This window comes from Pseudomonas sp. 22085 (assembly GCF_052045815.1).
Classification (GTDB): Bacteria; Pseudomonadota; Gammaproteobacteria; order Pseudomonadales; family Pseudomonadaceae; genus Aquipseudomonas; species Aquipseudomonas glycinae.
The window spans coordinates 34,137-57,538 of record NZ_JBQEQA010000030.1 but is presented as its reverse complement, the minus strand read 5'-3'; the positions used below and the strand labels follow the sequence as shown (position 1 = coordinate 57,538).

Annotated in this window: 26 protein-coding genes; 21 read left to right on the top strand and 5 right to left on the bottom strand. The window is 60.4% G+C overall.

Features of this window, described 5'->3' with window-relative positions; genetic code table 11:
* Nucleotides 1-125 precede the first annotated feature (125 nt).
* The 3 genes from ACTJK7_RS27340 to ACTJK7_RS27330 all read left to right on the top strand — a co-directional run bounded on the left by ACTJK7_RS27340 (nt 126) and on the right by ACTJK7_RS27330 (nt 1,799).
* Nucleotides 126-614, top strand: a complete 489-nt coding sequence (locus tag ACTJK7_RS27340; RefSeq protein WP_007950967.1) for a TIGR00645 family protein — start codon at nt 126-128, stop codon at nt 612-614.
* Nucleotides 615-749: 135 nt separating this feature from the next.
* Entirely contained in the window at nt 750-1,055 is a 306-nt protein-coding gene (locus ACTJK7_RS27335) for a DUF6482 family protein (protein WP_074691490.1), read from the top strand.
* A 126-nt stretch (nt 1,056-1,181) separates the two neighbouring features.
* On the top strand, nt 1,182-1,799 hold the full coding sequence (locus tag ACTJK7_RS27330; RefSeq protein WP_007950965.1) for an FKBP-type peptidyl-prolyl cis-trans isomerase: 618 nt from the start codon (nt 1,182-1,184) through the stop codon (nt 1,797-1,799).
* A 49-nt stretch (nt 1,800-1,848) separates the two neighbouring features.
* On the opposite strand, the gene ACTJK7_RS27325 is transcribed toward ACTJK7_RS27330, so the two are convergent.
* From ACTJK7_RS27325 to ACTJK7_RS27315, 3 genes are all read right to left on the bottom strand, one after another.
* Entirely contained in the window at nt 1,849-2,106 is a 258-nt protein-coding gene (locus ACTJK7_RS27325) for a PA4570 family protein (RefSeq protein WP_039771721.1), read from the bottom strand.
* A gap of 207 nt (nt 2,107-2,313) precedes the next feature.
* Nucleotides 2,314-2,655 carry a zinc ribbon domain-containing protein YjdM gene (locus ACTJK7_RS27320; RefSeq protein WP_007950963.1) on the bottom strand — a complete coding sequence of 114 codons (342 nt, stop codon included), beginning with the start codon at nt 2,653-2,655 and terminating at the stop codon, nt 2,314-2,316.
* A 125-nt stretch (nt 2,656-2,780) separates the two neighbouring features.
* Entirely contained in the window at nt 2,781-3,749 is a 969-nt protein-coding gene (locus ACTJK7_RS27315) for a polyprenyl synthetase family protein (protein WP_007950962.1), read from the bottom strand.
* A 241-nt stretch (nt 3,750-3,990) separates the two neighbouring features.
* Here ACTJK7_RS27315 and rplU point away from each other — a divergent pair, with 241 nt between their 5' ends.
* The 5 genes from rplU (at nt 3,991) to ACTJK7_RS27290 (ending at nt 7,743) form a co-directional block, all read left to right on the top strand.
* Nucleotides 3,991-4,302 (top strand): 50S ribosomal protein L21, encoded by a 312-nt coding sequence (gene rplU / locus ACTJK7_RS27310; RefSeq protein ID WP_003228361.1) that lies wholly within the window; start codon nt 3,991-3,993, stop codon nt 4,300-4,302.
* Between the two features lie 35 nt (nt 4,303-4,337).
* Nucleotides 4,338-4,595 (top strand): 50S ribosomal protein L27, encoded by a 258-nt coding sequence (gene rpmA / locus ACTJK7_RS27305; RefSeq protein ID WP_003228360.1) that lies wholly within the window; start codon nt 4,338-4,340, stop codon nt 4,593-4,595.
* 193 nt (nt 4,596-4,788) lie between these two features.
* Nucleotides 4,789-6,012: an Obg family GTPase CgtA gene (cgtA, locus tag ACTJK7_RS27300; RefSeq protein ID WP_039771717.1), complete on the top strand. Its 1,224-nt coding sequence runs from the start codon at nt 4,789-4,791 to the stop codon at nt 6,010-6,012.
* 137 nt (nt 6,013-6,149) lie between these two features.
* Nucleotides 6,150-7,268, top strand: coding sequence for a glutamate 5-kinase (gene proB, locus ACTJK7_RS27295; protein WP_323150555.1), 1,119 nt, complete (start codon nt 6,150-6,152; stop codon nt 7,266-7,268).
* A gap of 10 nt (nt 7,269-7,278) precedes the next feature.
* Nucleotides 7,279-7,743, top strand: coding sequence for a CreA family protein (locus ACTJK7_RS27290; protein WP_323150556.1), 465 nt, complete (start codon nt 7,279-7,281; stop codon nt 7,741-7,743).
* Between the two features lie 123 nt (nt 7,744-7,866).
* Here the strand turns inward: ACTJK7_RS27290 and rpsT are convergent, their stop codons facing one another.
* The gene (gene rpsT / locus ACTJK7_RS27285) at nt 7,867-8,139 is read right to left on the bottom strand and encodes a 30S ribosomal protein S20 (protein WP_011336008.1); all 273 of its coding nucleotides are present in this window, start codon (nt 8,137-8,139) and stop codon (nt 7,867-7,869) included.
* A 252-nt stretch (nt 8,140-8,391) separates the two neighbouring features.
* Here rpsT and murJ point away from each other — a divergent pair, with 252 nt between their 5' ends.
* The 6 genes from murJ (at nt 8,392) to ispH (ending at nt 15,893) form a co-directional block, all read left to right on the top strand.
* Nucleotides 8,392-9,930: a murein biosynthesis integral membrane protein MurJ gene (gene murJ, locus ACTJK7_RS27280; RefSeq protein ID WP_440780343.1), complete on the top strand. Its 1,539-nt coding sequence runs from the start codon at nt 8,392-8,394 to the stop codon at nt 9,928-9,930.
* A 129-nt stretch (nt 9,931-10,059) separates the two neighbouring features.
* On the top strand, nt 10,060-10,998 hold the full coding sequence (ribF, locus tag ACTJK7_RS27275) for a bifunctional riboflavin kinase/FAD synthetase (protein WP_007959537.1): 939 nt from the start codon (nt 10,060-10,062) through the stop codon (nt 10,996-10,998).
* A 13-nt stretch (nt 10,999-11,011) separates the two neighbouring features.
* Nucleotides 11,012-13,843 (top strand): isoleucine--tRNA ligase, encoded by a 2,832-nt coding sequence (ileS, locus tag ACTJK7_RS27270; RefSeq protein ID WP_108563284.1) that lies wholly within the window; start codon nt 11,012-11,014, stop codon nt 13,841-13,843.
* A complete protein-coding gene (gene lspA / locus ACTJK7_RS27265; RefSeq protein WP_108563283.1) occupies nt 13,836-14,348 on the top strand; it encodes a signal peptidase II in 513 nt (170 codons plus the stop codon). Before ileS ends, lspA begins: the two co-directional genes overlap by 8 nt.
* A 7-nt stretch (nt 14,349-14,355) precedes the next feature.
* Nucleotides 14,356-14,793, top strand: a complete 438-nt coding sequence (fkpB, locus tag ACTJK7_RS27260) for an FKBP-type peptidyl-prolyl cis-trans isomerase (protein WP_170928297.1) — start codon at nt 14,356-14,358, stop codon at nt 14,791-14,793.
* A 155-nt stretch (nt 14,794-14,948) separates the two neighbouring features.
* Entirely contained in the window at nt 14,949-15,893 is a 945-nt protein-coding gene (ispH, locus tag ACTJK7_RS27255; RefSeq protein WP_039771704.1) for a 4-hydroxy-3-methylbut-2-enyl diphosphate reductase, read from the top strand.
* Here the strand turns inward: ispH and ACTJK7_RS27250 are convergent.
* Nucleotides 15,865-16,419, bottom strand: coding sequence for a GspH/FimT family pseudopilin (locus ACTJK7_RS27250; RefSeq protein WP_108563282.1), 555 nt, complete (start codon nt 16,417-16,419; stop codon nt 15,865-15,867). The genes ispH and ACTJK7_RS27250 overlap by 29 nt on opposite strands.
* 127 nt (nt 16,420-16,546) lie before the next feature.
* On the opposite strand from ACTJK7_RS27250, the gene ACTJK7_RS27245 reads away from it, so the two are divergent.
* The 7 genes from ACTJK7_RS27245 to thiO are packed head-to-tail and all read left to right on the top strand — an operon-like array spanning nt 16,547 to nt 23,319.
* Entirely contained in the window at nt 16,547-17,020 is a 474-nt protein-coding gene (locus tag ACTJK7_RS27245; RefSeq protein WP_108563281.1) for a GspH/FimT family pseudopilin, read from the top strand.
* A complete protein-coding gene (gene pilV / locus ACTJK7_RS27240; protein WP_064382101.1) occupies nt 17,017-17,466 on the top strand; it encodes a type IV pilus modification protein PilV in 450 nt (149 codons plus the stop codon). The genes ACTJK7_RS27245 and pilV overlap by 4 nt, the downstream gene beginning before the upstream one ends.
* Nucleotides 17,463-18,176: a PilW family protein gene (locus ACTJK7_RS27235; RefSeq protein WP_064382100.1), complete on the top strand. Its 714-nt coding sequence runs from the start codon at nt 17,463-17,465 to the stop codon at nt 18,174-18,176. Before pilV ends, ACTJK7_RS27235 begins: the two co-directional genes overlap by 4 nt.
* A gap of 9 nt (nt 18,177-18,185) precedes the next feature.
* Nucleotides 18,186-18,665, top strand: a complete 480-nt coding sequence (locus ACTJK7_RS27230; RefSeq protein ID WP_064382099.1) for a pilus assembly PilX family protein — start codon at nt 18,186-18,188, stop codon at nt 18,663-18,665.
* Nucleotides 18,652-21,744: a pilus assembly protein gene (locus tag ACTJK7_RS27225; protein ID WP_323150557.1), complete on the top strand. Its 3,093-nt coding sequence runs from the start codon at nt 18,652-18,654 to the stop codon at nt 21,742-21,744. Before ACTJK7_RS27230 ends, ACTJK7_RS27225 begins: the two co-directional genes overlap by 14 nt.
* A 15-nt stretch (nt 21,745-21,759) precedes the next feature.
* A complete protein-coding gene (locus ACTJK7_RS27220; RefSeq protein WP_064382097.1) occupies nt 21,760-22,161 on the top strand; it encodes a type IV pilin protein in 402 nt (133 codons plus the stop codon).
* A 57-nt stretch (nt 22,162-22,218) separates the two neighbouring features.
* Entirely contained in the window at nt 22,219-23,319 is a 1,101-nt protein-coding gene (gene thiO / locus ACTJK7_RS27215; protein WP_108563279.1) for a glycine oxidase ThiO, read from the top strand.
* Nucleotides 23,320-23,402 lie beyond the last annotated feature (83 nt).

The following is a 23,402-nucleotide window of genomic DNA, read 5'->3' as shown; positions in this document are numbered from 1 at the left end:
GGTTTGGACACTAGCAGAAAAACTTTGACACACACACGCAGGTGGCGGATTTCCGGGCGGTTTCTGGCTGTCATGGGCGGCTGGTATACTCGCCGCCGATTTCAACCCTTCTTGTGTGAGAGTCAATGGAACGCTTTATCGAAAATGCAATGTACGCCACGCGCTGGCTGCTGGCGCCGATCTACATCGGGCTGTCCCTGGGGCTGCTGGCGCTGGCATTGAAATTCTTCCAGGAAGTGTTTCATGTCATTCCCAATGTCTTCTCCATGGCCGAGTCCGAACTGATTCTGGTGCTGCTGTCGCTGATCGACATGGCGCTGGTCGGCGGCTTGCTGGTGATGGTGATGATTTCCGGCTACGAGAACTTCGTGTCCGAGCTGAACATCGATGAAGGCAAGGAAAAGCTCAGCTGGCTGGGCACCATGGACTCCTCGTCGCTGAAGATGAAAGTGGCGGCGTCGATCGTGGCGATCTCCTCGATCCACCTGCTGCGGATCTTCATGGATGCCAAGAATGTCGATCCCGAGCACCTGATGTGGTACGTGATCATCCACATGACCTTCGTGATTTCGGCGTTCGCCATGGGTTATCTGGACAAGCTCACCAAGCACTGATGCGCTGTCGATGGCTGTAACAAAACCGCCCGTCTGTTGCGAAACAGACGGGCGGTGTCGTTTGTGGCTTGTACTTTGTTCGGCCGAGGCATATCCCTGTAGGTCTCAAGGCTTGCCACCGTGTGAGGTGCGTTCATGAACCTGCAAGAACTGAATGCGTTTGCCGTCGCCAGAAAGGTCGACGAACTGAACCTGATCTCCATGGAAGGCGGAATCTATCTGCTCGAAGCCCGGATGCACGGTGCGGCGTATCCGCTGAGCGATCCGCAGGGGAAAATGCTGACACTGCGTTCGGTCGAGCATGCCCGGGATGTGCTGCATAACTTGCCGGTACTGCCGTTCAACCTGGTGCACACCTCGGTGCACGATGAAATGTGCGGCCTTGGCGCCAGTGGCGAAGAAAGCCTCAAGGTGCCGCTGGCCTGGCGGTCCGCACTGTAGGCCCCGGGGCCTGATCATTGCCGGAACATCTGTGCTAGTCTGCTCGCCCTTTTGGTTCCGGGCGCGCCGGGACGCGCTGTGTACGCACGGCGTGTTCCGAGGCCGTCCGCACAGCGGAGCAGTGTCATGTCCGAAGTAAATCTGTCCACCGACGAAACCCGCGTCAGCTACGGTATCGGCCGTCAGCTGGGTGACCAGCTGCGCGACAACCCGCCACCGGGTGTCAGCCTGGACGCCATCCTGGCCGGCCTGACCGACGCATTCGCCGGCAAGGAAAGCCGTGTCAGCCAGGAAGCCATGTCCGCCAGCTTCAAGGTGATCCGCGAGATCATGCAAGCTGAAGCCGCTGCCAAGGCTGAAGCCGCCGCTGGCGAAGGCCTGGCATTCCTGGCTGAAAACGCCAAGAAAGAAGGCATCACGACTCTGGCTTCCGGCCTGCAGTTCGAAGTGCTGACTCAAGGTGAAGGCGCCAAGCCATCCCGTGAAGACACCGTGCGTACTCACTACCACGGCACCCTGATCGACGGCACCGTGTTCGACAGCTCTTACGAGCGTGGCCAGCCGGCTGAATTCCCGGTTGGCGGCGTGATCGCTGGCTGGACCGAAGCCCTGCAACTGATGAATGCCGGCAGCAAATGGCGTCTGTACGTGCCGAGCGAACTGGCTTACGGCGCTCAAGGTGTTGGCAGCATTCCGCCGCACAGCGTTCTGGTGTTCGACGTCGAGCTGCTCGACGTTCTGTAATCCCGTTACCCTGCACAAGCGTGGCTTGTGCAGGGTTTCTCCGTCGTTCTCATACTTCGATCTTGTGGTGCAGTTCACTGGTCGGGCGCAAGGCCCGGGCATAGCAGAACAGGAACAGATTGCGCACCAACTCCTTGAGCACCAATGGCTCGCTGGAACTCAGGCCGCTGACGTCCAGATCCCCCTGATCCTGCAACTCGTGCAGGGCTTCTTCTTCCAGTACGGCGCAGACTTCACCGGTTTCCCGATGCAGGATCCTGAGGTACGGGTGCGGGCGGTCCAGCCAGGCGTCGATCAAATAAGTCATGGGTCTCATCTCCATTGAAAGGGTTTCAATGAGAATAATTCTTATTCGTCAAATAGCAAGCGCCTATTGGCGGTTTGTGATTTTTTGCGGGTAAAGATTGCGTAAGGTCAAAACGGCTGGCGTTTGGCTACTGCGTGGATTGGCTGGGGATTGCGGGGGAGGGCGAAGCTCCATCCCACGGCGGGCGCGGGATGGAAGACAGCAGACTCAGACTTTTCTGACGAACTCGGATTTGAGTTTCATCGGGCCGATGCCGTCGATCTTGCAGTCAATGTCATGATCGCCATCGCACAGGCGGATGTTCTTGACCTTGGTGCCGACCTTGACCACCAGCGAGGTGCCTTTCACTTTTAGGTCCTTGATCACGGTGATGGTGTCGCCGTCCTGCAGGACGTTACCCACCGAATCTTTCTTCACGGCATCATCGGACGCCACTTCGGCTTCACCGCCGGCAGACCACTCGTGGGCGCACTCCGGGCACACCAGTTGGGTGCCGTCTTCGTAGGTGTATTCGGAATTGCATTTCGGGCAGGGTGGCAACGTGCTCACTAAGGCTCCTTGGAGAGGGGATCGCTAAAAGTCGCACATTGTATAGGGTTTTAACCGCTGATGGCAGGCAACAAAAAACCGCAGGCTCCAACGGAGGCTGCGGTTTTTTGATGACGCGATGCTGATCAGTGCGTGCGGGCGACCGCGAACTCGCTCAGCTCAACCAGTGCATCGCGGTATTCGCTGGCTGGCAGCGCGTCGAGGCACTTGATCGCGCGAGCCACGTAATCACGGGCCAGTTGCGCGGTGTATTCCAGCGAACCGGAGGCTTCCACGGCGATGCGGATGCTTTCCAGGTCTTCGATCCCGCCTTTCTGGATCGCCTGGCGTACCAGGGCGGCTTGCTCCGGCGTGCCTTCGCGCATGGTGTAGATCAGCGGCAGGGTCGGCTTGCCTTCGGCCAGATCATCACCGACGTTCTTGCCCAGGGTTTCGGCGTCGCCCTTGTAGTCGAGCAGGTCGTCGACCAGTTGGAACGCCACGCCCAGGTGATCACCGAAGGTGCGCAGGGCTTCGCTCTGTTCGGCGGTGGCACCGGCCAGCGCCGCGGCGCTGTGGGTCGAAGCCTCGAACAGCATCGCGGTCTTGCCGCGGATGACTTCCATGTAGGTTTCTTCGGTGGTGCTGGCGTCGCGAACCTTGGACAGCTGCAGCACTTCACCTTCGGCGATGATGCGCGTGGCCTGGGACAGAATCTTCATTACCGGCATCGAGCCCAGTTCGACCATCATCTCGAACGAGCGCGAGTACAGGAAGTCGCCGACCAGTACGCTCGGAGCATTGCCCCACATGGCGTTGGCGGTCGAACGGCCACGGCGCATGCCGGACATGTCGACCACGTCGTCATGCAGCAGGGTGGCGGTGTGCAGGAATTCGATGGTGGCGGCCAGCAGGCGCATGTCGTCGCCTTCGCGACCCAGGGCCTTGCCGCACAGCAGCACCAATAAAGGACGCAGGCGTTTGCCGCCGGCCGACGTGATGTAATCGCCGATTTTCGATACCAGCGGCACTCGGGAAGTCAGCTGCTTCTTGATGATGCCGTCGACGGCGCTAAAATCGTCCGCCACCGCGCGGTAGAAAGCTTGGGGTTGCATCAGCGACAGGTGCTCCAGAAGGGTTGCGCGGCATGCTAGGACCCGCGTCCGGGCCTGTCAAGGCGCGATGGACGGCCCCTTGCATGACTTCGAAGGCTTGCGTACAATCGCGCACCCTGAACTTCCTGGGCAGCACCTGCCTTACGCAATTGCACTTGGGCCGTTCCAGCCCCATGCAGCCATGCCAGCCAATACCTCTTCTTATAAAGAGCTGGGTGAGCAGGATTATCGGAGAAATACCATGTACGCAGTAATCGTTACCGGCGGTAAGCAATACAAGGTCGCTGAAGGTGAATACCTGAAGATCGAAAAACTGGAAGTCGCCACCGGCGAATCCGTGACTTTTGACCGCGTTCTGTTGGTCGCCAACGGCGACGACGTGAACATCGGCGCACCTGTTGTTGCTGGCGCAACCGTCAAGGCTGAAGTGATCTCCCAAGGTCGTCACGATAAAGTCCGCATCATCAAGTTCCGTCGCCGTAAGCACCACATGAAGCGTATGGGCCACCGCCAGTGGTTCACCGAGATCAAAATCACCGGTATTCAGGCTTAATTACAGCCTAATTCCTCACTAGGAGAATTGAACTCATGGCACACAAAAAAGCTGGTGGTAGTACCCGTAACGGTCGCGACTCAGAAGCCAAACGCCTTGGCGTGAAGATGTATGGCGGCCAGGTCATCAAGGCCGGCAACATCATCGTGCGTCAGCGCGGCACCCAATTCCACGCTGGCTACGGCGTTGGCATGGGTAAAGATCACACCCTCTTCGCGAAAATCGAAGGCGTGATCAAGTTTGAAGTAAAAGGCGCCTTCGGTCGTCGTTACGTGAGCGTTGTCGCAGCCTAACTGCGAGAGTGCTGGAGAAGCCCTGTCTTGCGACGGGGCTTTTTCGTTTGTGGAGTGAGTCTCTTGCAAAGCTGTTTGTATGGGCTGCCGGCGTGCGATGCAGGTCGTGGATTGGGGTCGCTGCGCTCATTTTTGCAAGAGTCTTATGTCTTGATTGTTTTTCGGCTCGTCCGTATGGCGAGAGGCGTTGGTTATGAAGTTTGTTGATGAAGTATCGATCCGCGTAAAGGCTGGCGACGGCGGCAATGGCTGCATGAGTTTCCGTCGGGAAAAATTCATTGAAAACGGCGGTCCGAACGGTGGTGATGGCGGTGACGGCGGTTCCATCTACATGATGGCCGACGAAAACCTCAACACCCTGGTGGACTACCGTTACACCCGGCACTTCGATGCTGAGCGTGGCTCCAACGGCGGCAGCACCGACTGCACCGGCAAGAAGGGTGAAGACCTGATCCTGCGCGTGCCGGTCGGCACCACCGTGATCGACTCCGCCACCCAGGAAGTCATCGGCGACCTGACCAAGGCCGGTCAGAAACTGATGGTGGTTCAAGGTGGCTGGCACGGTCTGGGTAACACTCGTTTCAAATCCAGTACCAATCGTGCGCCGCGCCAGACCACGCCGGGCAAGCCGGGCGAGCAGCGCGACCTGAAGCTGGAAATGAAAGTGCTGGCCGACGTTGGCCTGCTGGGCCTGCCGAACGCCGGTAAAAGTACCTTTATCCGTTCGGTGTCGGCTGCCAAGCCGAAAGTCGCCGATTACCCGTTCACCACTCTGGTGCCGAACCTCGGTGTGGTCAGTGTTGACCGCTGGAAGAGTTTCGTCATTGCCGACATTCCGGGTCTGATCGAAGGTGCTTCCGACGGTGCCGGCCTGGGGATCCGTTTCCTCAAGCACCTGGCACGTACCCGTCTGTTGCTGCACCTCGTGGACATGGCGCCGCTGGATGAAAGCAGTGCGCCGGACGCCGCTGAAGTGATCGTCAACGAGCTGATCAAGTTCAGTCCGTCGCTGGCCGAGCGTGATCGCTGGCTGGTGCTGAACAAGTGCGACCAGATCCTCGAAGAAGAGCACGAAGCGCGGGTCAAGGAAATCGTTGATCGTCTGGAGTGGACCGGTCCGGTCTACGTGATTTCGGCCATCGCCAAAGAAGGCACCGAGCGCCTGACGCGCGACATCATGCGTTACCTGGAGGATCGTGCCGATCGCCTGGCCAATGATCCGGCCTACAAGGAAGAGCTGGCCGATCTCGATCAGCGCATCGAAGACGAAGCTCGTGCGCAGTTGCAGGCGCTGGATGACAAGCGTGCCCTGCGTCGCAGTGGCGTGAAGTCGGTCCACGATATCGGTGACGATGATTGGGACGAAGAAGATGTGGATGACGAAGACGGTCCGGAAATCATTTACGTGCGTGACTGATTCGTTGCAGTAAACTTAAGCGCCGCTCAATCGAGCGGCGTTTTAGTATCTGGAAATCGATTGTTGGTCACGAAGAATCACGAATAACGTCACGGGCAGAGCCAGGTCGCGCTGCCCTCAAGCTAAGGTTGAAGATGATGCGGAGCAAGGTGACAGGTGCGCAGCGTTGGGTCGTGAAGATCGGCAGCGCTTTGCTGACAGCGGATGGCAAAGGGCTGGATCGCGCGGCAATGGGTGTCTGGGTCGAGCAGATGGTGGCTCTGCATGAGGCTGGCGTCGAGCTGGTCCTGGTGTCCTCCGGGGCGGTGGCGGCGGGCATGAGTCGCCTGGGCTGGACCGCGCGACCCAGTGCGATGCACGAGCTCCAGGCTGCCGCTGCAATCGGTCAGATGGGCCTGGTGCAAGCCTGGGAATCGAGCTTTGCCGAGCATGGCCGGCACACCGCGCAGATTCTTCTGACTCATGACGACCTGTCCGATCGCAAGCGTTACCTGAACGCCCGCAGCACCTTGCGTGCGCTGGTCGAGCTGAAAGTCATCCCGGTGATCAACGAGAACGACACCGTGGTCACTGACGAAATCCGCTTCGGCGACAACGACACGCTCGCGGCGCTGGTGGCCAACCTGGTCGAGGCCGATCTGCTGGTGATCCTGACGGATCGCGACGGCATGTTCGATGCCGATCCGCGCAATAACCCTGGCGCGCAGCTGATTTACGAAGCGCGCGCCGATGATCCGACACTGGATGCAGTGGCGGGCGGCACCGGCGGTGCGCTGGGGCGTGGCGGCATGCAGACCAAGTTGCGCGCGGCGCGTCTGGCGGCGCGTTCCGGGGCGCACACCATCATTGTCGGCGGGCGTCTGGAGCGGGTGCTTGATCGTCTGAAGGCGGGTGAGCGGATTGGTACGTTGCTGTCGCCTGAGCGCGGCATGCTCGCGGCGCGCAAGCAGTGGCTGGCCGGGCATCTGCAAACTCGCGGCACGCTGGTGCTGGATGATGGTGCGGTCTCCGCGTTGTCCCAAGGCAACAAAAGCCTGCTGCCGGTGGGCGTCAAACTGGTTCAGGGCAGTTTCCGTCGTGGCGAAATGGTGGTTTGCGTAGCGCCGGACGGTCGTGAGATCGCTCGTGGCCTGGCCAACTACAGCGCGCTGGAAGCACAAAAAATCATCGGTCAGTCGTCGGATGCGATTGTCGGTTTGCTGGGTTACATGGCTGAGCCGGAACTGGTTCACCGTGACAACCTGATTCTGGTTTGAGGAAAACGCGATGCGCATGGCAAAAGGATTGTTGGGCATGTTGATGGCGCTGCCGTTGCTGGCCTCGGCCGAGGAAATCGGTCAGGTGTCGACAGTGTTCAAGTTTGTCGGGCCGAACGACCGGATCGTGGTCGAGGCATTCGATGATCCGAAAGTCGAGGGTGTGACTTGCTATCTGTCGCGCGCCAAAACGGGCGGTGTGAAGGGTGGGTTGGGTCTGGCCGAGGATCGTGCCGAGGCGTCCATTGCTTGCCGTCAGGTCGGGCCGATCAACTTCAAGGGTGAATTGAAGGATGGCGAAGAGGTGTTCAAGGAGCGCACTTCGTTGGTGTTCAAGACCATGCAGGTGGTGCGCTTCCTCGACAAGAAGCGCAATACGCTGGTGTATCTGGTCTACAGCGATCGTTTGATCGAGGGTAGCCCGCAGAATGCGGTGACGGCGATCCCGATTTTGCCGTGGGCGTCGGCTCATTAATCGCGCATAAAAAAAAGAGGAGCCGGTTGGCTCCTCTTTTTTGCCTGTGATTTGCTGGAGTGAGGACAAATCGCAGGCAATAAAAAACCGACCCTGAGGTCGGTTTTTTAATGATTACGTCGCTTAGGCAGCAGCTTTCAGTGCCTTGACGTGACCATTCAGACGGCTCTTATGACGAGCAGCCTTGTTCTTGTGGATGATGCCTTTATCGGCCATGCGGTCGATAACTGGCACAGCCAGAACGTATGCAGCTTGAGCTTTTTCAGCGTCTTTTGCGTCGATGGCTTTAACTACATTCTTGATGTAGGTACGAACCATGGAACGCAGGCTGGCGTTGTGGCTGCGACGCTTCTCAGCCTGTTTTGCACGTTTTTTGGCGGAAGGTGAGTTGGCCACCGTCGAGCTCCTCGAAAGACTTTTTAGGAAATAGCAAACAAAATAGGCCGCGAATCATGCCGATGAAGAGATGTCTTGTCAAGGGCGCTTGAGACGTTCCGCTAAGTGGTAGGTATAAAGAGGCGGGATATTTATTTCCGGCGCTTGACCTGTAAACTCGCGAGCTTTGGCTCTGTGCTGTTGCGGCGCGGAGTATCGCACAAGTAGGCGCATTGTTCGCCTGCTGTTTATCGACAGGCACACATTCCTTCAATGAATCTGCTCAAATCGTTGGCCGCCGTCAGCTCTATCACGATGCTTTCCCGGATTCTCGGGTTTGTTCGCGACACGCTCATTGCCCGCACCTTCGGCGCCGGAATGGCGACCGACGCCTTCTTTATCGCCTTCAAATTGCCCAATCTGCTGCGCAGGATCTTCGCCGAGGGGGCATTTTCCCAGGCTTTTGTGCCGATTCTGGCCGAATATAAAAGCCAGAAGGGCGAAGAAGCGACCCGCACCTTTATTGCTTACGTTTCCGGTCTGCTGACGCTGGTTCTGGCGCTGGTCACTGCGTTGGGCATGATCGCCGCGCCCTGGGTGATTTGGGCCACGGCACCGGGTTTCACCGATACGCCGGAAAAATTCCAGCTGACCTCCGATCTGCTGCGAGTGACCTTCCCTTATATATTGCTGATTTCCCTGTCCTCGCTGGCGGGTGCGATCCTCAATACCTGGAACCGTTTCTCGGTGCCGGCATTCGTGCCGACCCTGCTCAACGTCAGCATGATCGTGTTTTCGCTGTTCCTGACGCCGTATTTCGAGCCGCCGGTCATGGCCCTCGGTTGGGCGGTGCTGGTCGGTGGCCTCGCGCAGTTGCTCTATCAACTGCCACACTTGAAAAAAATCGGCATGCTCGTGCTTCCGCGCCTGAATCTTCGCGATACCGGTGTCTGGCGGGTGATGAAGCAGATGTTGCCGGCGATCATCGGCGTCTCGGTCAGCCAGATTTCCCTGATCATCAACACTATTTTCGCCTCGTTCCTGGTGGCGGGCTCGGTGTCCTGGATGTATTACGCCGACCGCCTGATGGAGTTGCCGTCCGGTGTACTCGGTGTGGCGCTGGGCACGATCCTGCTGCCGACACTGGCCAAGACCTACGCCAGCAAGGATCGCCACGAATACTCGCGGATTCTCGACTGGGGCCTGCGCCTGTGCTTCGTGCTGGTATTGCCATGCGCGCTGGCGCTGGGGATCCTGGCCGAGCCGTTGACGGTTTCGCTGTTCCAGTACGGCCAGTTCAGCGGTTTTGACGCGGAAATGACGCAGCGGGCATTGATTGCCTACTCTGTTGGTCTGCTCGGCATTATCGTGATCAAAGTGCTGGCGCCCGGCTTTTATGCGCAACAGAACATTCGCACACCGGTAAAAATCGCAATCTTCACGCTGGTGGTTACTCAGCTGTTCAACCTGGTGCTGATCGGTCCGCTGGCACACGCCGGCCTGGCACTGGCGATCAGTGCCGGTGCCTGCCTTAATGCCGGGTTGCTGTTCTATCAACTGCGCAAACAACAGATGTATCAACCGCAGCCGGGCTGGCTGAAGTTCGGTTTCAAGCTGTTGGTCGCGGTGGCGGTGATGTCGGTGGTGCTGTTGATAGGCATGCATTTCATGCCCGCGTGGGATCAGGGCCACATGCTTGAGCGCTTCCTGCGTCTGGGTGCATTGGTAGTTGCTGGCGTGGTCGCCTATTTCGGCATGTTGCTGCTGCTTGGTTTCCGCCTGCGCGACTTCAATCGCAAGGCCTTGAGCTGAGGTTTCACCCTTGAAAAGCGGGCGCGAGCCGGCAGTTTTGTCGGCTCGTTCACTTTGGGTTACGGTGTTGCCTGTCGTCGGCCGTCGGGTGTGGTTATAATCGGCCACTTTATGAGCAAGAAGCGCGTTATGCAGCTGGTTCGAGGCCTCCACAATCTGCGCCCCCAGCATCGGGGCTGCGTCGCCACTATTGGCAACTTTGACGGTGTTCACCGCGGTCACCAGGCCATCCTGGCCCGACTGCGTGAGCGTGCGCTCGAGTTGGGCGTACCCAGCTGCGTGGTGATTTTCGAGCCGCAGCCACGGGAATTCTTTGCCCCGGAGACCGCTCCGGCGCGTCTGGCCCGGTTGCGCGACAAGCTGCAACTGTTGGCTGCCGAAGGCGTCGACCGGGTTCTGTGCCTGGCGTTCAACCAACGCCTGAGCAAGCTCAGCGCCAGCGAGTTCGTTGATACCATCCTGGTTGATGGCCTCGGCGTGCAGCATCTGGAGGTCGGTGACGATTTCCGCTTCGGTTGCGACCGTCTCGGCGATTTCGATTTCCTGTTGCAGGCCGGGCAGGTCCACGGTTTTACCGTGGAAGCGGCGCAAACCGTCGAGCTGGACGGCATCCGCGTCAGCAGCACTCAGGTGCGCAACGCGCTGGCCGCCGCCGATTTTGCCTTGGCCGAGCGCCTGCTGGGTCGCCCGTATCGGATTGCCGGTCGCGTGCTGCACGGCCAGAAGTTGGCCCGCCAGTTGGGTACGCCCACGGCGAATATTCAACTCAAACGCCGTCGCGTGCCGTTCACCGGGGTTTACCTGGTCGACGTCGACATCGACGGCAAGACCTGGCCCGGCGTCGCCAATATCGGCGTGCGGCCCACGGTGCAAGGTGATGGCAAGGCCCACCTTGAAGTCCATCTTTTAGATTTTGCCGGCGATCTGTATGACCGGCGTTTGACGGTGGTTTTCCACCAGAAGCTGCGTGAAGAGCAGCGTTTCGCCTCCCTGGAGGCATTGAAAACGGCGATCAGCGCGGATGTCGCCGCCGCCCGTGCACTAGCCGCACCTAGCGCCCATCGCTAATGAAGAGCCTTAAATGACCGACTATAAAGCCACGCTAAACCTTCCGGACACCGCCTTCCCAATGAAGGCCGGCCTGCCACAGCGCGAACCGCAGATCCTGCAGCGCTGGGACAGTATTGGCCTGTACGGAAAGTTGCGCGAGATTGGCAAGGATCGTCCGAAGTTCGTCCTGCACGACGGCCCTCCGTACGCCAACGGTACGATTCACATCGGTCACGCACTGAACAAGATTCTCAAGGACATGATCATCCGCTCGAAGACCCTGTCGGGCTTCGACGCGCCGTATGTCCCGGGCTGGGATTGCCACGGCCTGCCGATCGAACACAAGGTTGAAGTGACTCACGGCAAGAACCTGGGCGCGGACAAGACCCGCGAACTGTGCCGTGCCTACGCCACCGAGCAGATCGAAGGGCAGAAGACCGAGTTCATCCGCCTCGGCGTGCTGGGCGACTTCGCCAATCCGTACAAGACCATGAACTTCAAGAACGAGGCCGGTGAAATCCGCGCCCTCGCCGAAATCGTCAAGGGCGGTTTCGTGTTCAAGGGCCTGAAGCCTGTGAACTGGTGCTTCGATTGCGGTTCGGCCCTGGCCGAGGCGGAAGTCGAGTACGAGAACAAAAAGTCCTCGACCATCGACGTCGCGTTCCCGATTGCTGACGAGGCCAAGCTGGCTGCTGCGTTCGGTCTGCCATCGCTGGCCAAACCTGCTGCCATCGTGATCTGGACCACCACCCCGTGGACCATCCCGGCCAACCAGGCGCTGAACGTTCACCCGGAATTCACCTACGCCCTGGTCGACATCGGCGACAAGCTGCTGGTGCTGGCTGAAGAGCTGGTCGAATCCTGCCTGACCCGTTACGGCGTCGAAGGCACTGTATTGGCGACCGCTCCGGGTTCGGCGCTGGAACTGATCAATTTCCGTCACCCGTTCTACGACCGTTTGTCGCCAGTGTACCTGGCCGACTACGTGGAACTGGGCGCCGGCACCGGCGTGGTTCACTCCGCTCCTGCCTACGGCGTGGACGACTTTGTGACCTGCAAGAAATACGGCATGGTCAACGACGACATCCTCAACCCGGTACAAAGCAACGGTGTTTATGCACCGTCGCTGGAGTTCTTCGGCGGCCAGTTCATCTGGAAGGCCAACCCGGCCATCGTCGAGAAACTCACCGAAGTCGGTGCGCTGCTGCACACCACCGAGATCGAACACAGCTACATGCACTGCTGGCGTCACAAGTCCCCGCTGATCTACCGCGCCACTGCGCAGTGGTTCATCGGCATGGACAAAGAGCCAGTCGGCGGCGACACCCTGCGCGTACGCTCGCTCAAAGCCATCGAAGACACCAAGTTCGTTCCGGCCTGGGGCCAGGCGCGTCTGCACTCGATGATCGCCAACCGTCCGGACTGGTGCATCTCCCGTCAGCGCAACTGGGGCGTGCCGATCCCGTTCTTCCTGAACAAGGAAAGCGGCGAACTGCACCCACGCACCGTCGAGCTGATGGAAGAAGTCGCCAAGCGCGTCGAAGTCGAAGGCATCGAAGCCTGGTTCAAACTCGACGCTGCCGAACTTCTGGGCGATGAAGCGCCGCAGTACGACAAGATCAGCGATACCCTCGACGTCTGGTTCGACTCGGGCACCACCCACTGGCACGTCCTGCGCGGTTCGCACCCGATGGGCCACGAGACCGGTCCGCGTGCCGACCTGTACCTGGAAGGTTCCGACCAGCACCGTGGCTGGTTCCACTCTTCCTTGCTGACCGGCTGCGCCATCGACAATCACGCGCCGTACCGCGAGCTGCTGACTCACGGCTTCACCGTCGACGAGACGGGCCGCAAGATGTCCAAGTCGCTGAAAAACGTGATTGAGCCGAAAAAGATCAACGACACCCTGGGTGCCGACATCATGCGCCTGTGGGTGGCCTCGACCGATTATTCGGGCGAAATCGCCGTGTCGGACCAGATCCTGGCCCGCAGCGCCGATGCCTACCGTCGTATCCGCAATACCGCACGTTTCCTGCTGTCGAACCTGACCGGTTTCAACCCGGCCACCGACATCCTGCCGGCCGAAGACATGCTGGCGCTGGATCGTTGGGCCGTGGACCGGGCCCTGCTGCTGCAACGCGAATTGCAGGAAAACTACGGCGAATACCGTTTCTGGAACGTCTACTCGAAGATCCACAACTTCTGCGTGCAGGAGCTGGGTGGTTTCTATCTGGACATCATCAAGGATCGCCAGTACACCACCGGCGCCGACAGCAAGGCCCGTCGTTCGTGCCAGACCGCGCTGTTCCACATCTCCGAAGCACTGGTGCGCTGGATCGCGCCGATCCTGGCCTTCACCGCCGACGAGCTTTGGCAATACCTGCCGGGCGAGCGCAACGAATCGGTGATGCTCAACACCTGGTACGAAGGCCTGACCGAGTTGCCGGAAGGCTTCGAGCTGGGTCGCGAGTACTGGGATCGCATCATGGAAGTGAAGGTGGCGGTCAACAAGGAAATGGAAATCCAGCGCGCGGCCAAGGCCGTCGGTGGCAACCTGCAAGCCGAAGTGACGCTGTTCGCCGAAGACGCGCTGACCGCCGACCTGGCCAAACTGAGCAACGAGCTGCGCTTTGTCCTGATCACCTCGACTGCCACTGTTGCGCCGTTCGTGCAGGCTCCGGCCGACGCTGTGGCCACCGAAGTCAGCGGCCTGAAGCTGAAGATCGTCAAATCCGCCTTCCCGAAATGTGCCCGTTGCTGGCACTGCCGCGAAGACGTCGGCGTGAACCCGGAACATCCGGAAATCTGCGGCCGTTGCGTGGACAACATCGATGGCACCGGCGAGGTTCGTCACTATGCCTAATGCCGTTGGCCGTTTCGGACGGCTGAGCTGGCTCTGGTTGAGCTTGCTGGTTCTGGTCATCGACCAGGCCAGCAAGTTCTACTTCGAAGGCAAGCTCGAGATGTTCCAGCAGATCGTGATCATCCCTGATTACTTCAGCTGGACACTGGCCTACAACACCGGCGCAGCCTTCAGCTTCCTCGCGGACAGCTCGGGCTGGCAGCGCTGGCTGTTCGCCCTGATCGCGATTGCGGTCAGCGCAGTGCTGGTGGTCTGGCTCAAGCGCCTGGGCCGCAACGAAACCTGGCTGGCCATCGCGCTGGCGCTGGTGCTGGGCGGCGCACTGGGCAACCTTTATGACCGCATTGCCCTGGGCCATGTGATCGACTTCATTCTGGTGCACTGGCAGAACCGCTGGTACTTCCCGGCGTTCAACTTCGCCGACAGCGCCATCACCGTTGGTGCGGTGATGCTGGCACTGGACATGTTCAAAAGTAAAAAAACCGGAGAAGCCGTTCATGACTGAACAGGTATTGGCTGAGCAACGCATCGGCCAGAACACGGAAGTCACCTTGCACTTTGCATTGCGCCTGGAGAACGGCGACACGGTCGACAGTACCTTCGACAAGGCACCGGCGACCTTCAAGGTCGGCGACGGCAACCTGCTGCCTGGCTTCGAGGCGGCACTGTTCGGTTTCAAGGCTGGCGACAAGCGTACACTGACCGTAGAGCCGGAAAACGCCTTCGGCCAGCCGAACCCGCAAAACGTGCAGATCATTCCGCGTTCGCAGTTTGCGGACATGGAACTGTCGCCGGGTCTGCTGGTGATCTTCAACGATGCGGCCAATACTGAGCTGCCGGGTGTGGTGAAAGAGTTCGACGACGCGCAAGTGACCGTCGACTTCAACCACCCGCTGGCTGGCAAGACGCTGACCTTTGACGTGGAAATCTTCTCCGTCAAAGCGCTCTGAGTAACACAGCAGAACCCCTGTGGGAGCGGGCTCGCTCGCGAATGCTGACTGACATTCAACATAAAAGTTGTCTGACACACCGCTTTCGCGAGCAAGCCCGCTCCCACAGGGATTGCAATGATCCATTTTCTTGCGCGCAAGACACGAGGCACCGCATGCAAATCAAACTCGCCAACCCCCGTGGCTTCTGCGCCGGCGTGGACCGGGCGATCGAAATCGTCAACCGCGCCCTGGAGGTCTTCGGGCCGCCGATCTATGTGCGTCACGAAGTGGTGCACAACAAGTTTGTGGTCGAAGACCTGCGCAGTCGTGGCGCGATTTTCGTCGAGGAACTCGATCAGGTACCGGACGACGTTATCGTGATCTTCAGTGCCCACGGCGTCTCGCAAGCCGTGCGCACCGAAGCCGCCGGCCGTGGCCTGAAAGTGTTCGACGCTACCTGCCCATTGGTGACCAAGGTACACATCGAAGTCGCGAAATACAGCCGCGACGGCCGTGAATGCATCCTGATCGGCCACGCCGGTCACCCGGAAGTCGAAGGCACCATGGGCCAGTACGACGCCAGCAATGGCGGTGCGATCTACCTCGTCGAAGACGAGAAGGATGTCGCCGAGTTGCAGGTGCGCAACCCCGAAAAACTGGCCTTCGTCACCCAGACCACGCTGTCCATGGATGACACCAGCCGTGTCATCGATGCGCTGCGTACGCGTTTCCCGGCCATTGGCGGGCCGCGCAAGGACGATATCTGCTACGCCACCCAGAACCGTCAGGACGCGGTCAAGCAACTGGCCGACGAATGCGACGTGGTGTTGGTGGTGGGCAGTCCGAACAGTTCCAACTCCAACCGCCTGCGTGAGCTGGCCGAGCGCATGGCCACGCCGGCCTACCTGATCGATGGCGCCGAAGACCTGCAGAAGAGCTGGTTCGACGGTGTCGAGCGTATCGGCATCACCGCCGGTGCCTCTGCCCCGGAAGTCCTGGTACGTGGCGTGATCCAGCAGTTGCAGGCCTGGGGCGCCACCGGCGCCGACGAACTGGCCGGGCGTGAGGAGAACATCACGTTCTCGATGCCTAAAGAGCTGCGCGTACGCTCGATCTGATCGCTTTATCCTTTCGGCACAGCGCCTGTTCAGCCTTTTGGCTGGCCAGGCGTACGCGACCGGTCGCCGCCAGCACCACCTGGAGCTGGCTGACCGGCTCGCGAGTCGAGCACAGATGTAACGTCCCCGCCTGAAACTTGCGGTCCGGCACCAGTGGCTGGCCCAGGCTGCTGAACCGTATGTACCGGCTCACCAGCCAGTTGCCGACAATCGGTATCCGTCCGTCACTCGCCTGCTCGATCAGCAATGGATTACCGGCATCAGCCGGCCCCTTTCCGCTGAGATCCAGAATGATCCGCCAGCCCTGGCCCCAGTCACCGTTGATGCCATGAATCACCACGCTCTGATTGCGCGTGATGGCCATGCTCCGGGCATTACGAATCCCGTCGAGCAAAGACTGCGCGGCCTGCTGCCGCCGGTTTGATTCGGTGAGGTCCGCCAGCGCCGGACTGACCAGCGACAGAACAATTGCGCCGATCGCCAGTCCCATAAGCAGTTCGACCAGACTGAAACCCTGTTGCGGCATGTGCGCCTCCTCCCTGGATTGTGCACGGCGGCGCAATCCGTGCGCCGCACGCGGTAAATCAACCGGCGCATGCCGGTCGAATGTTCTAGGTTTGTACAGGTATAGCCGACGGCAACGGAGGGCATCGATGGATCATCGTACAAAAGGTTTCACGCTGATCGAGCTGTTGGTGGCGGTCGCGGTGTTTGTGATCCTGATCACGATGGCGGTGCCGGCATTCACCCGTTCGGTGCAGGGCAGCAAGGCCGACACCGAGGTCGGCGACCTGCAACGGGCCCTCAATTACGCCAGGCTCGAGGCGATCAACCGGGGCGTCACAACCCGCTTGCGGCCGAGCGCCGGCGGCAGTGTCTGGACCGGCGAACTGTCGGTCTACGACAGTACTGGCACTCCGGCCAATGTATTGCGGGTTGTTCCAGCCATGAGCAGCGGCGCGACTCTGACGCTACCCTCTGGAGTGACCGCGCTGGATTTCAACAATCTGGGCGGGCTGGCGGCACCGTCCACGGCGGTGGTCATCAGTTACGTGCTGGGAACGCAAAGCAGGACGCTGAACGTGTGTCTGAACGGACGAATTCAATTGGGTGGAAGTTGCGGATGAGGGCAGGGAGCAAGCACGCACAGGAGGGCATGACGCTGATCGAAGTGCTGGTCGCGTTGTTGATTCTGACGGTCGGGTTGCTGGGCGCGGCGGCGGTTCAGCTCAATGCGCTGAAGTACACCGACAGCTCGCGCATGACCAGCCAGGCGAGTTTCATCGCCTACGACATGATGGACCGGATCCGCGCCAACTCGGGCGCCGACTACACCGTCACACCGCCGACCACGGGCAACCTGAGTGTCGCCCGGGATCAGGATCTCTACGACTTCACCACCAATATCGTCAATTTCGGCGGCCCGACCGCCACCGGCAGCATCACCCTCAATCAACGCGTGTACACCATCACCATCACCTGGAGTGACGCGCGCGCCACCAATACGAGTAGTGCGCCCCGCAGCTTTGTGCTGACCAGTCGCGCCGCGGTCGATCCGGTGGCCACGCCATGAAGCGCCAAAACCTGGGCTTCGGCCTGATCGAAATGCTGGTCGCCCTGGCGCTGGGTCTGATCGTGGTACTCGGCGTGGTGCAAATCTTCCTGGCGGCGAAAAACACCTATGTCAGCCAGAACAGCGCCGCCGCCATGCAGGAAGATGCGCGGTTCGTGTTGAGCAAGATGATCCAGGAGCTGCGCATGGTGGGTATGTTCGGCTGCCTGGGCACGATTACCGATTCCAGCTCGGCGGGAGATTTCAATGCGGCCCAGATCACGCCGATCAGTTGGGACAACGCCAATCTCAAACTGACCCTGGTCACCGCCGATGTCGGCAGCGCGGGCGGGACGCCGACCTGGACCGTGGTCTCCGATTGCCGCAACAGCGCCACGGCTTATACCGGTGCGCGGGTGGCGGCGACAGGACAGATTGCGTTTCCGATCCGTCGGCTGGTCTACAGCTTCAGCAACAACCAGATTCTGATGGGCACCGGCAGCGGCAACCCCGCCCAGCAGGTGCTGGTGAACAATGTCAGTGCATTCACCGTGACGTTCGGTCTGGCGAGTTCCGCGACCGATGTCGCGGCGTCCACCTACAGCGCCAACCCCGGTGATCCGGCGCGGATCCGTAGCGTGCGCCTGAGCCTGACCCTCACTGACCCGAACAACCGGGTCCGCGATCAAACCTTCAATGTGGTTGCCGCCTTGCGCAACCGCTTGCAGTGAGGGGGGGCGATGAACGTTTCTCTTCATAGGCGACGGTCCCAGGGCGGCATGGTGTTGCTGGTCAGCCTGGTATTTCTGCTGCTTCTGACGGTGATCGGCCTGTCATCGATGCAAAGCGCCAACCTGCAGGAAAAAATGGCCGGCAGCGTGAGTTTGCGCAATCAATCGTTCCAGACTGCCGAGGCAGCGTTGCGCATCGGCGAAAGCGCGGTGCAACTGGATGGCTACGCGCTGGCGGTGTGCGCCAGCCCTACCCAATGCGCGCCGCCGGCGGAGTCCTCGGTGGTCAGCGCGGCAGGGTTCAACTCCACGTCGGGCGTGACCTGGATCGCCGCCGGCAGCGGGTTCTACGGGGTGCAGAACATCGGCACGACCCTGACGGCGGTGAACGTGCCGAGCAATACTTCGGCGACGTTGTACCGGGTCACGGCCGTGGGCATCGCCGGCACTTCGCGCAGTGTGGTGGAGAGTGTCTATGCGAAGTATTGAGCGACGCTTCAAATGGCTGTCGCTGCTGCTCGGCATGCTGACCGGGCTCTATCTGGCGGCACCGGCGTATGCTTTCACGCCGTCCGATTCGCCGCTGTTGAGCGCGGCCGCCGTGCCACCGAACGTCATGTTGATGATCGACGACTCGGGCAGCATGAACAGCATCATCTACGCGACGGGTTTTGATCCGGCCGTGGATCGCACGCCGGCCCGCCAGTGCAACGCGGTCATCGGCCTGTGCCTGAGCTCGACCGCCATTACCGGCGATACGATCTTTCTTTCGAGCCTGCCGACCTCCGGCTGCTCCGGCGGTGCCTATGCGTTCTACAACAACAGCCTGACGCCGCTCTGCCTGAAGCTGCCGGATCCGGTGGGCAGCGGCAACACTCGCTATTCGGCGGATTACATTTCCTATGTGGTGGGACTTGCCATCAGCAACGGAACGCGCGATTTCACCACCGGAGCCATTCCCAACGATTACCGGATCAACGTGGCGCGCAACGTTTCCACCGCACTGGTTACCAGCAATCGCAACCTGCGCATGGGCCTGGCCACCTTCAACCCGGCCACCAGCAACAACCCCGGCAACGGCGGTTTCATTGCGCGCTCCATCAGCGACCTGTCACCGGTCAGCGGCAGCGTGACCCAGGCCCAGGCCGACACCAACTACAACGCACTGATTTCCTCGATCAACGGCCTGAGCGCAGTGGCCAACACGCCACTGGCCGAGACCTATTACGAAATCACCCGCTACATGCGCGGGATGGCGCCGTACTACAACAGCACGCCGAGCACCTACACCAGCCCGATCCAGTACCGCTGCCAGAAAAACTACGGGGTGGTCATCACCGACGGCTTGCCGACCTACGACCGCACCTTCCCGAACAACGACCCGCTGGGCGGCAGTCGCTTGCCGAACTGGGACGGCATCAACAATGACGGTGACAACCTGAACGGAGACGGCGAGGGCGATACGCTGTATCTGGACGATATCGCCAAGTTCGCCTTCGACATCGACATGCGTTCCTCCGGCACCGACGCGGCGGGCAAGAGCTGGAACGCGGTGGATTTCCCCAGGCAGAACATGAACACCTACACCGTGGGCTTCACCGCTTCCAACGACATGCTTTCGGACGCCGCCGATTACGGACAGGGCCGCTACTACCAGGCTACCGACAGCGCCGGCCTGAATGCCGCGCTGTCCTCGGCACTGAGCGATATCACCTCCAAGGCCGGCTCCGGCGGCAGCGGTGTGGCCAGTGGCACCACGCTCGCGAGCGGCACCAGTTACTTCCAGACCAGTTATGACCCCAGGGACTGGCGCGGCACGATCAAGTCCTTTGGTTTTACCTCGGCCGGGGCGGTCAACACCTCGGCGGTATTGTGGACCACCGACACGGCCATCGTGCCCGGCGCCACCGCCCCGACCTACCAGTCGTGGAACACCCTGAACAACGCGGCGGTGACGCTGGCCTACGGCAACTTCTCCCCGGCCCAGCAGACTATTCTCAGCCAGGGTTTGCCCACCGGTATCAGCGGCATCGACCTGGTCGAATGGAGCAAAGGCACCAACAAGACCGGGCTCAAAGTGCGCAGCGTATTGCTCGGGGACATCATCAACTCACCACTGGTGCTGGCTTCGCCCACGGAAAAAACCGCCTCCGATCTGGCCGGTGACACCAGCTACAGCACCTACCTGACCACCAAGGCTTCGAACATGAATGCCAGCCTGGTGGTGAACGCCAACGACGGTTTTGTCAGTGTCATCAACTCGGCCAATGGTACCCGACGCTATGCCTACATGCCGTCCAGCGTATTGCCCTCGCTGCGCCTGATTGCCGATCCGAACTACGTCAACGGCGTCAGCCACAAGTTTCTGGTGGATGGTCAGCTCGGTGTATTCGACGCGCAATTCGGTACGGCGTGGAAAACCCTGGCCATCGGCGGCACGGGCGCCGGCGGCAAGACTTTCTACGGGCTCCAGTTGTTCGACGCCTCGGCGGGCAACGTCATCCGTGCCTTGTGGGAGATCAGCGCTCCGGCCACCGCCAGTACTTCCAACGCATTTAATGATCTGGGTTACGCCTATGCCCGTCCGGAAGTGGCACGCTTGGCCGATGGTCGCTGGGCGGCATTCATTGCCAACGGTTACGGCAGCAACTCCGGGGTGGCGGCGCTGTATGTGCTGGATGTGCGTGACGGCTCGCTGATCAAGAAAATCGTCATCGACAGTACGGAAACCACCAACGGTTTGTCCTCGGTGAAGCTGCGGGTCAATTCGCAGAACGTGGTGCAGGCGGCGTATGGCGGTGACTTGAAGGGACGGTTGTGGAAGTTCGACCTGAGCGCCACGTCCTCCGACAGCTGGGGCGTAGCGTTTTCCGGCAAGCCGTTGTTCACCACGGCCGGCGGGGCGACTCAGCCGATCACCGCGCAACCGTTGCTGGCGGACAACGCTCTGGGCGGCAAACAGATTTTCGTCGGCACCGGCAAATTCAACGAAGCCGCCGACAAGACCAACAAGGATTTGCAGGCGTTCTATTCGGTGTGGGACGCCGATGGCGGGTCGGGCCAGATCACGGTCAGCAGTTTGCAGGCGCAGGCGATTACCGGGGTGTTCTCCGGCAGTACCGGACAGTTCGTCACCACCAGCCAGAACGACACGACGTATCCGGCGGAGAAGGGCTGGTACCTGCCGCTGGTGTACAACAACGCATTGACCGGCGAACGGGTGATCAACCAGGCCAGTCTGGTGCTGGGACGAATCGTGTTCACCACGGCCAGTGTCGATACCACCGACCCGTGTTCCAGTTTCGGTACCGGCAAACTGATCGAACTCGATGCGTTCAGCGGTAAGATGCTCAACTACGCGGTGCTCGATACCAACGCCGATGGCGTGGTCGACAGCAACGACACGATTTCCAGCGGCGTGGTGTTCACCGGCGGTATCCCGACCCTGAACGCCATCGTCAACGGTGCATCACGCAAGGTCGTGAACGATTCCAGTGGCGGTATCACCACCCTGGTGGAAAAATCCGGCGGCGGCAGCCGTCGTATCATGTGGCGGCAAATTCAGTAAGCGAGATTTCGAGGCATGCGCAGATCCAACCGAGGTTTCACCCTGATCGAGATCATGATCGTGATTGCGATAATCGGGATCATCATCACCATTGCCGCACCGAGCTATACCGAATATCTGAAGAAGGGCCGTCGCGCCGAGGTGGTATCGCTGCTGTCGGAGCAGGCGCAGACTCTCGAGCGCTTCTACACCAGAAACAATGCTTACACGGGCGTCACCGGTCTCAGCACGGGTAATGATTTCTACACCATCACCCCGACCATCGCTGACCAGACCTTTGTGCTGACCGCGACCCGCAAGGCCGGCACCAGCATGGCCACTGACAAGTGCGGCGATTTCACCCTCACCAACACCGGTGTCAGAAGCATGAACAACGCGACCACCGGGCTGACCACCAAGGATTGCTGGGGCCGCTGAGCCGCTTTATTTCGGGCGCCATTTGCGCCCACTGTCTTTTTTACGGTTGGATCAAACATGACCAGGCAACAGCAAGTGGTGATTGTCGGTGGCGGGGTGATTGGCCTGCTCACTGCGTACAACCTCGCCTCCGAGGTCGGCAGCGTGGTGCTGCTGGATCGTTCGAACGTCGGCCAGGAATCGTCCTGGGCCGGCGGCGGTATCGTCTCTCCGCTGTACCCGTGGCGCTACAGCCCGGCCGTCACCGCGCTGGCGCACTGGTCGCAGGATTTTTATCCACAGCTGGGCGAGCGCCTTTTTGCCGATACCGGGGTCGACCCCGAAGTGCACACCACCGGCCTGTATTGGCTGGACCTGGATGACGAAACCGAAGCGCTGGCCTGGGCCGCGCGGGAAAACCGTCCGCTGCGGGCTGTGGATATCTCGGCGGCGCATGATGCGGTGCCGGTGCTCGGTGGCGGTTTTTCCCGGGCGATCTACATGGCCGATGTGGCCAACGTGCGCAATCCGCGGCTGGTGAAGTCTTTGAAAGCGGCGTTGCAGGCGCTGCCGAATGTGACGATTCATGAGCAGTGTGAAGTCAGCGGGTTTGTCCGTGATGGCGAGCGGGTGGTGGGCGTGCAGACCTCCACGGGTGTGATCACCGGTGATCAGGTCGTTCTAACCGCAGGGGCGTGGAGCGGCGAACTGCTCAAGAACCTGGACCTGTCGCTGCCGGTGGAACCGGTCAAGGGCCAAATGATTCTCTACAAGTGCGCGGCGGATTTCCTGCCAAGCATGGTGCTGGCCAAGGGGCGCTACGCGATTCCGCGCCGTGACGGGCATATTCTGATCGGCAGTACGCTGGAGCACGAAGGCTTCGACAAGACCCCGACGGACAGCGCGCTGGAAAGCCTCAAGGCCTCGGCAGTCGAGTTGTTGCCGGCGCTGGCCGATGCCGAAGTGGTGGGGCATTGGGCCGGGCTGCGACCGGGTTCACCGGAAGGCATTCCATACATTGGCCGGGTTCCGGGGTTTGACGGTCTGTGGCTGAACTGCGGGCATTACCGAAACGGGCTGGTGCTGGCGCCGGCGTCCTGTCAGTTGTTTGCCGACGTGATGCTGGGGCGCGCGCCGATCATTGATCCGGCGCCGTATGCACCGGCCGGACGGATCTAGTCAGTTTTTTAGCGGTGCCTGATAAATCGCTTTCGCGGGCAAGTCGAATCGTCGCACCGCCGCTCCCACAGGGTACGGCGCTT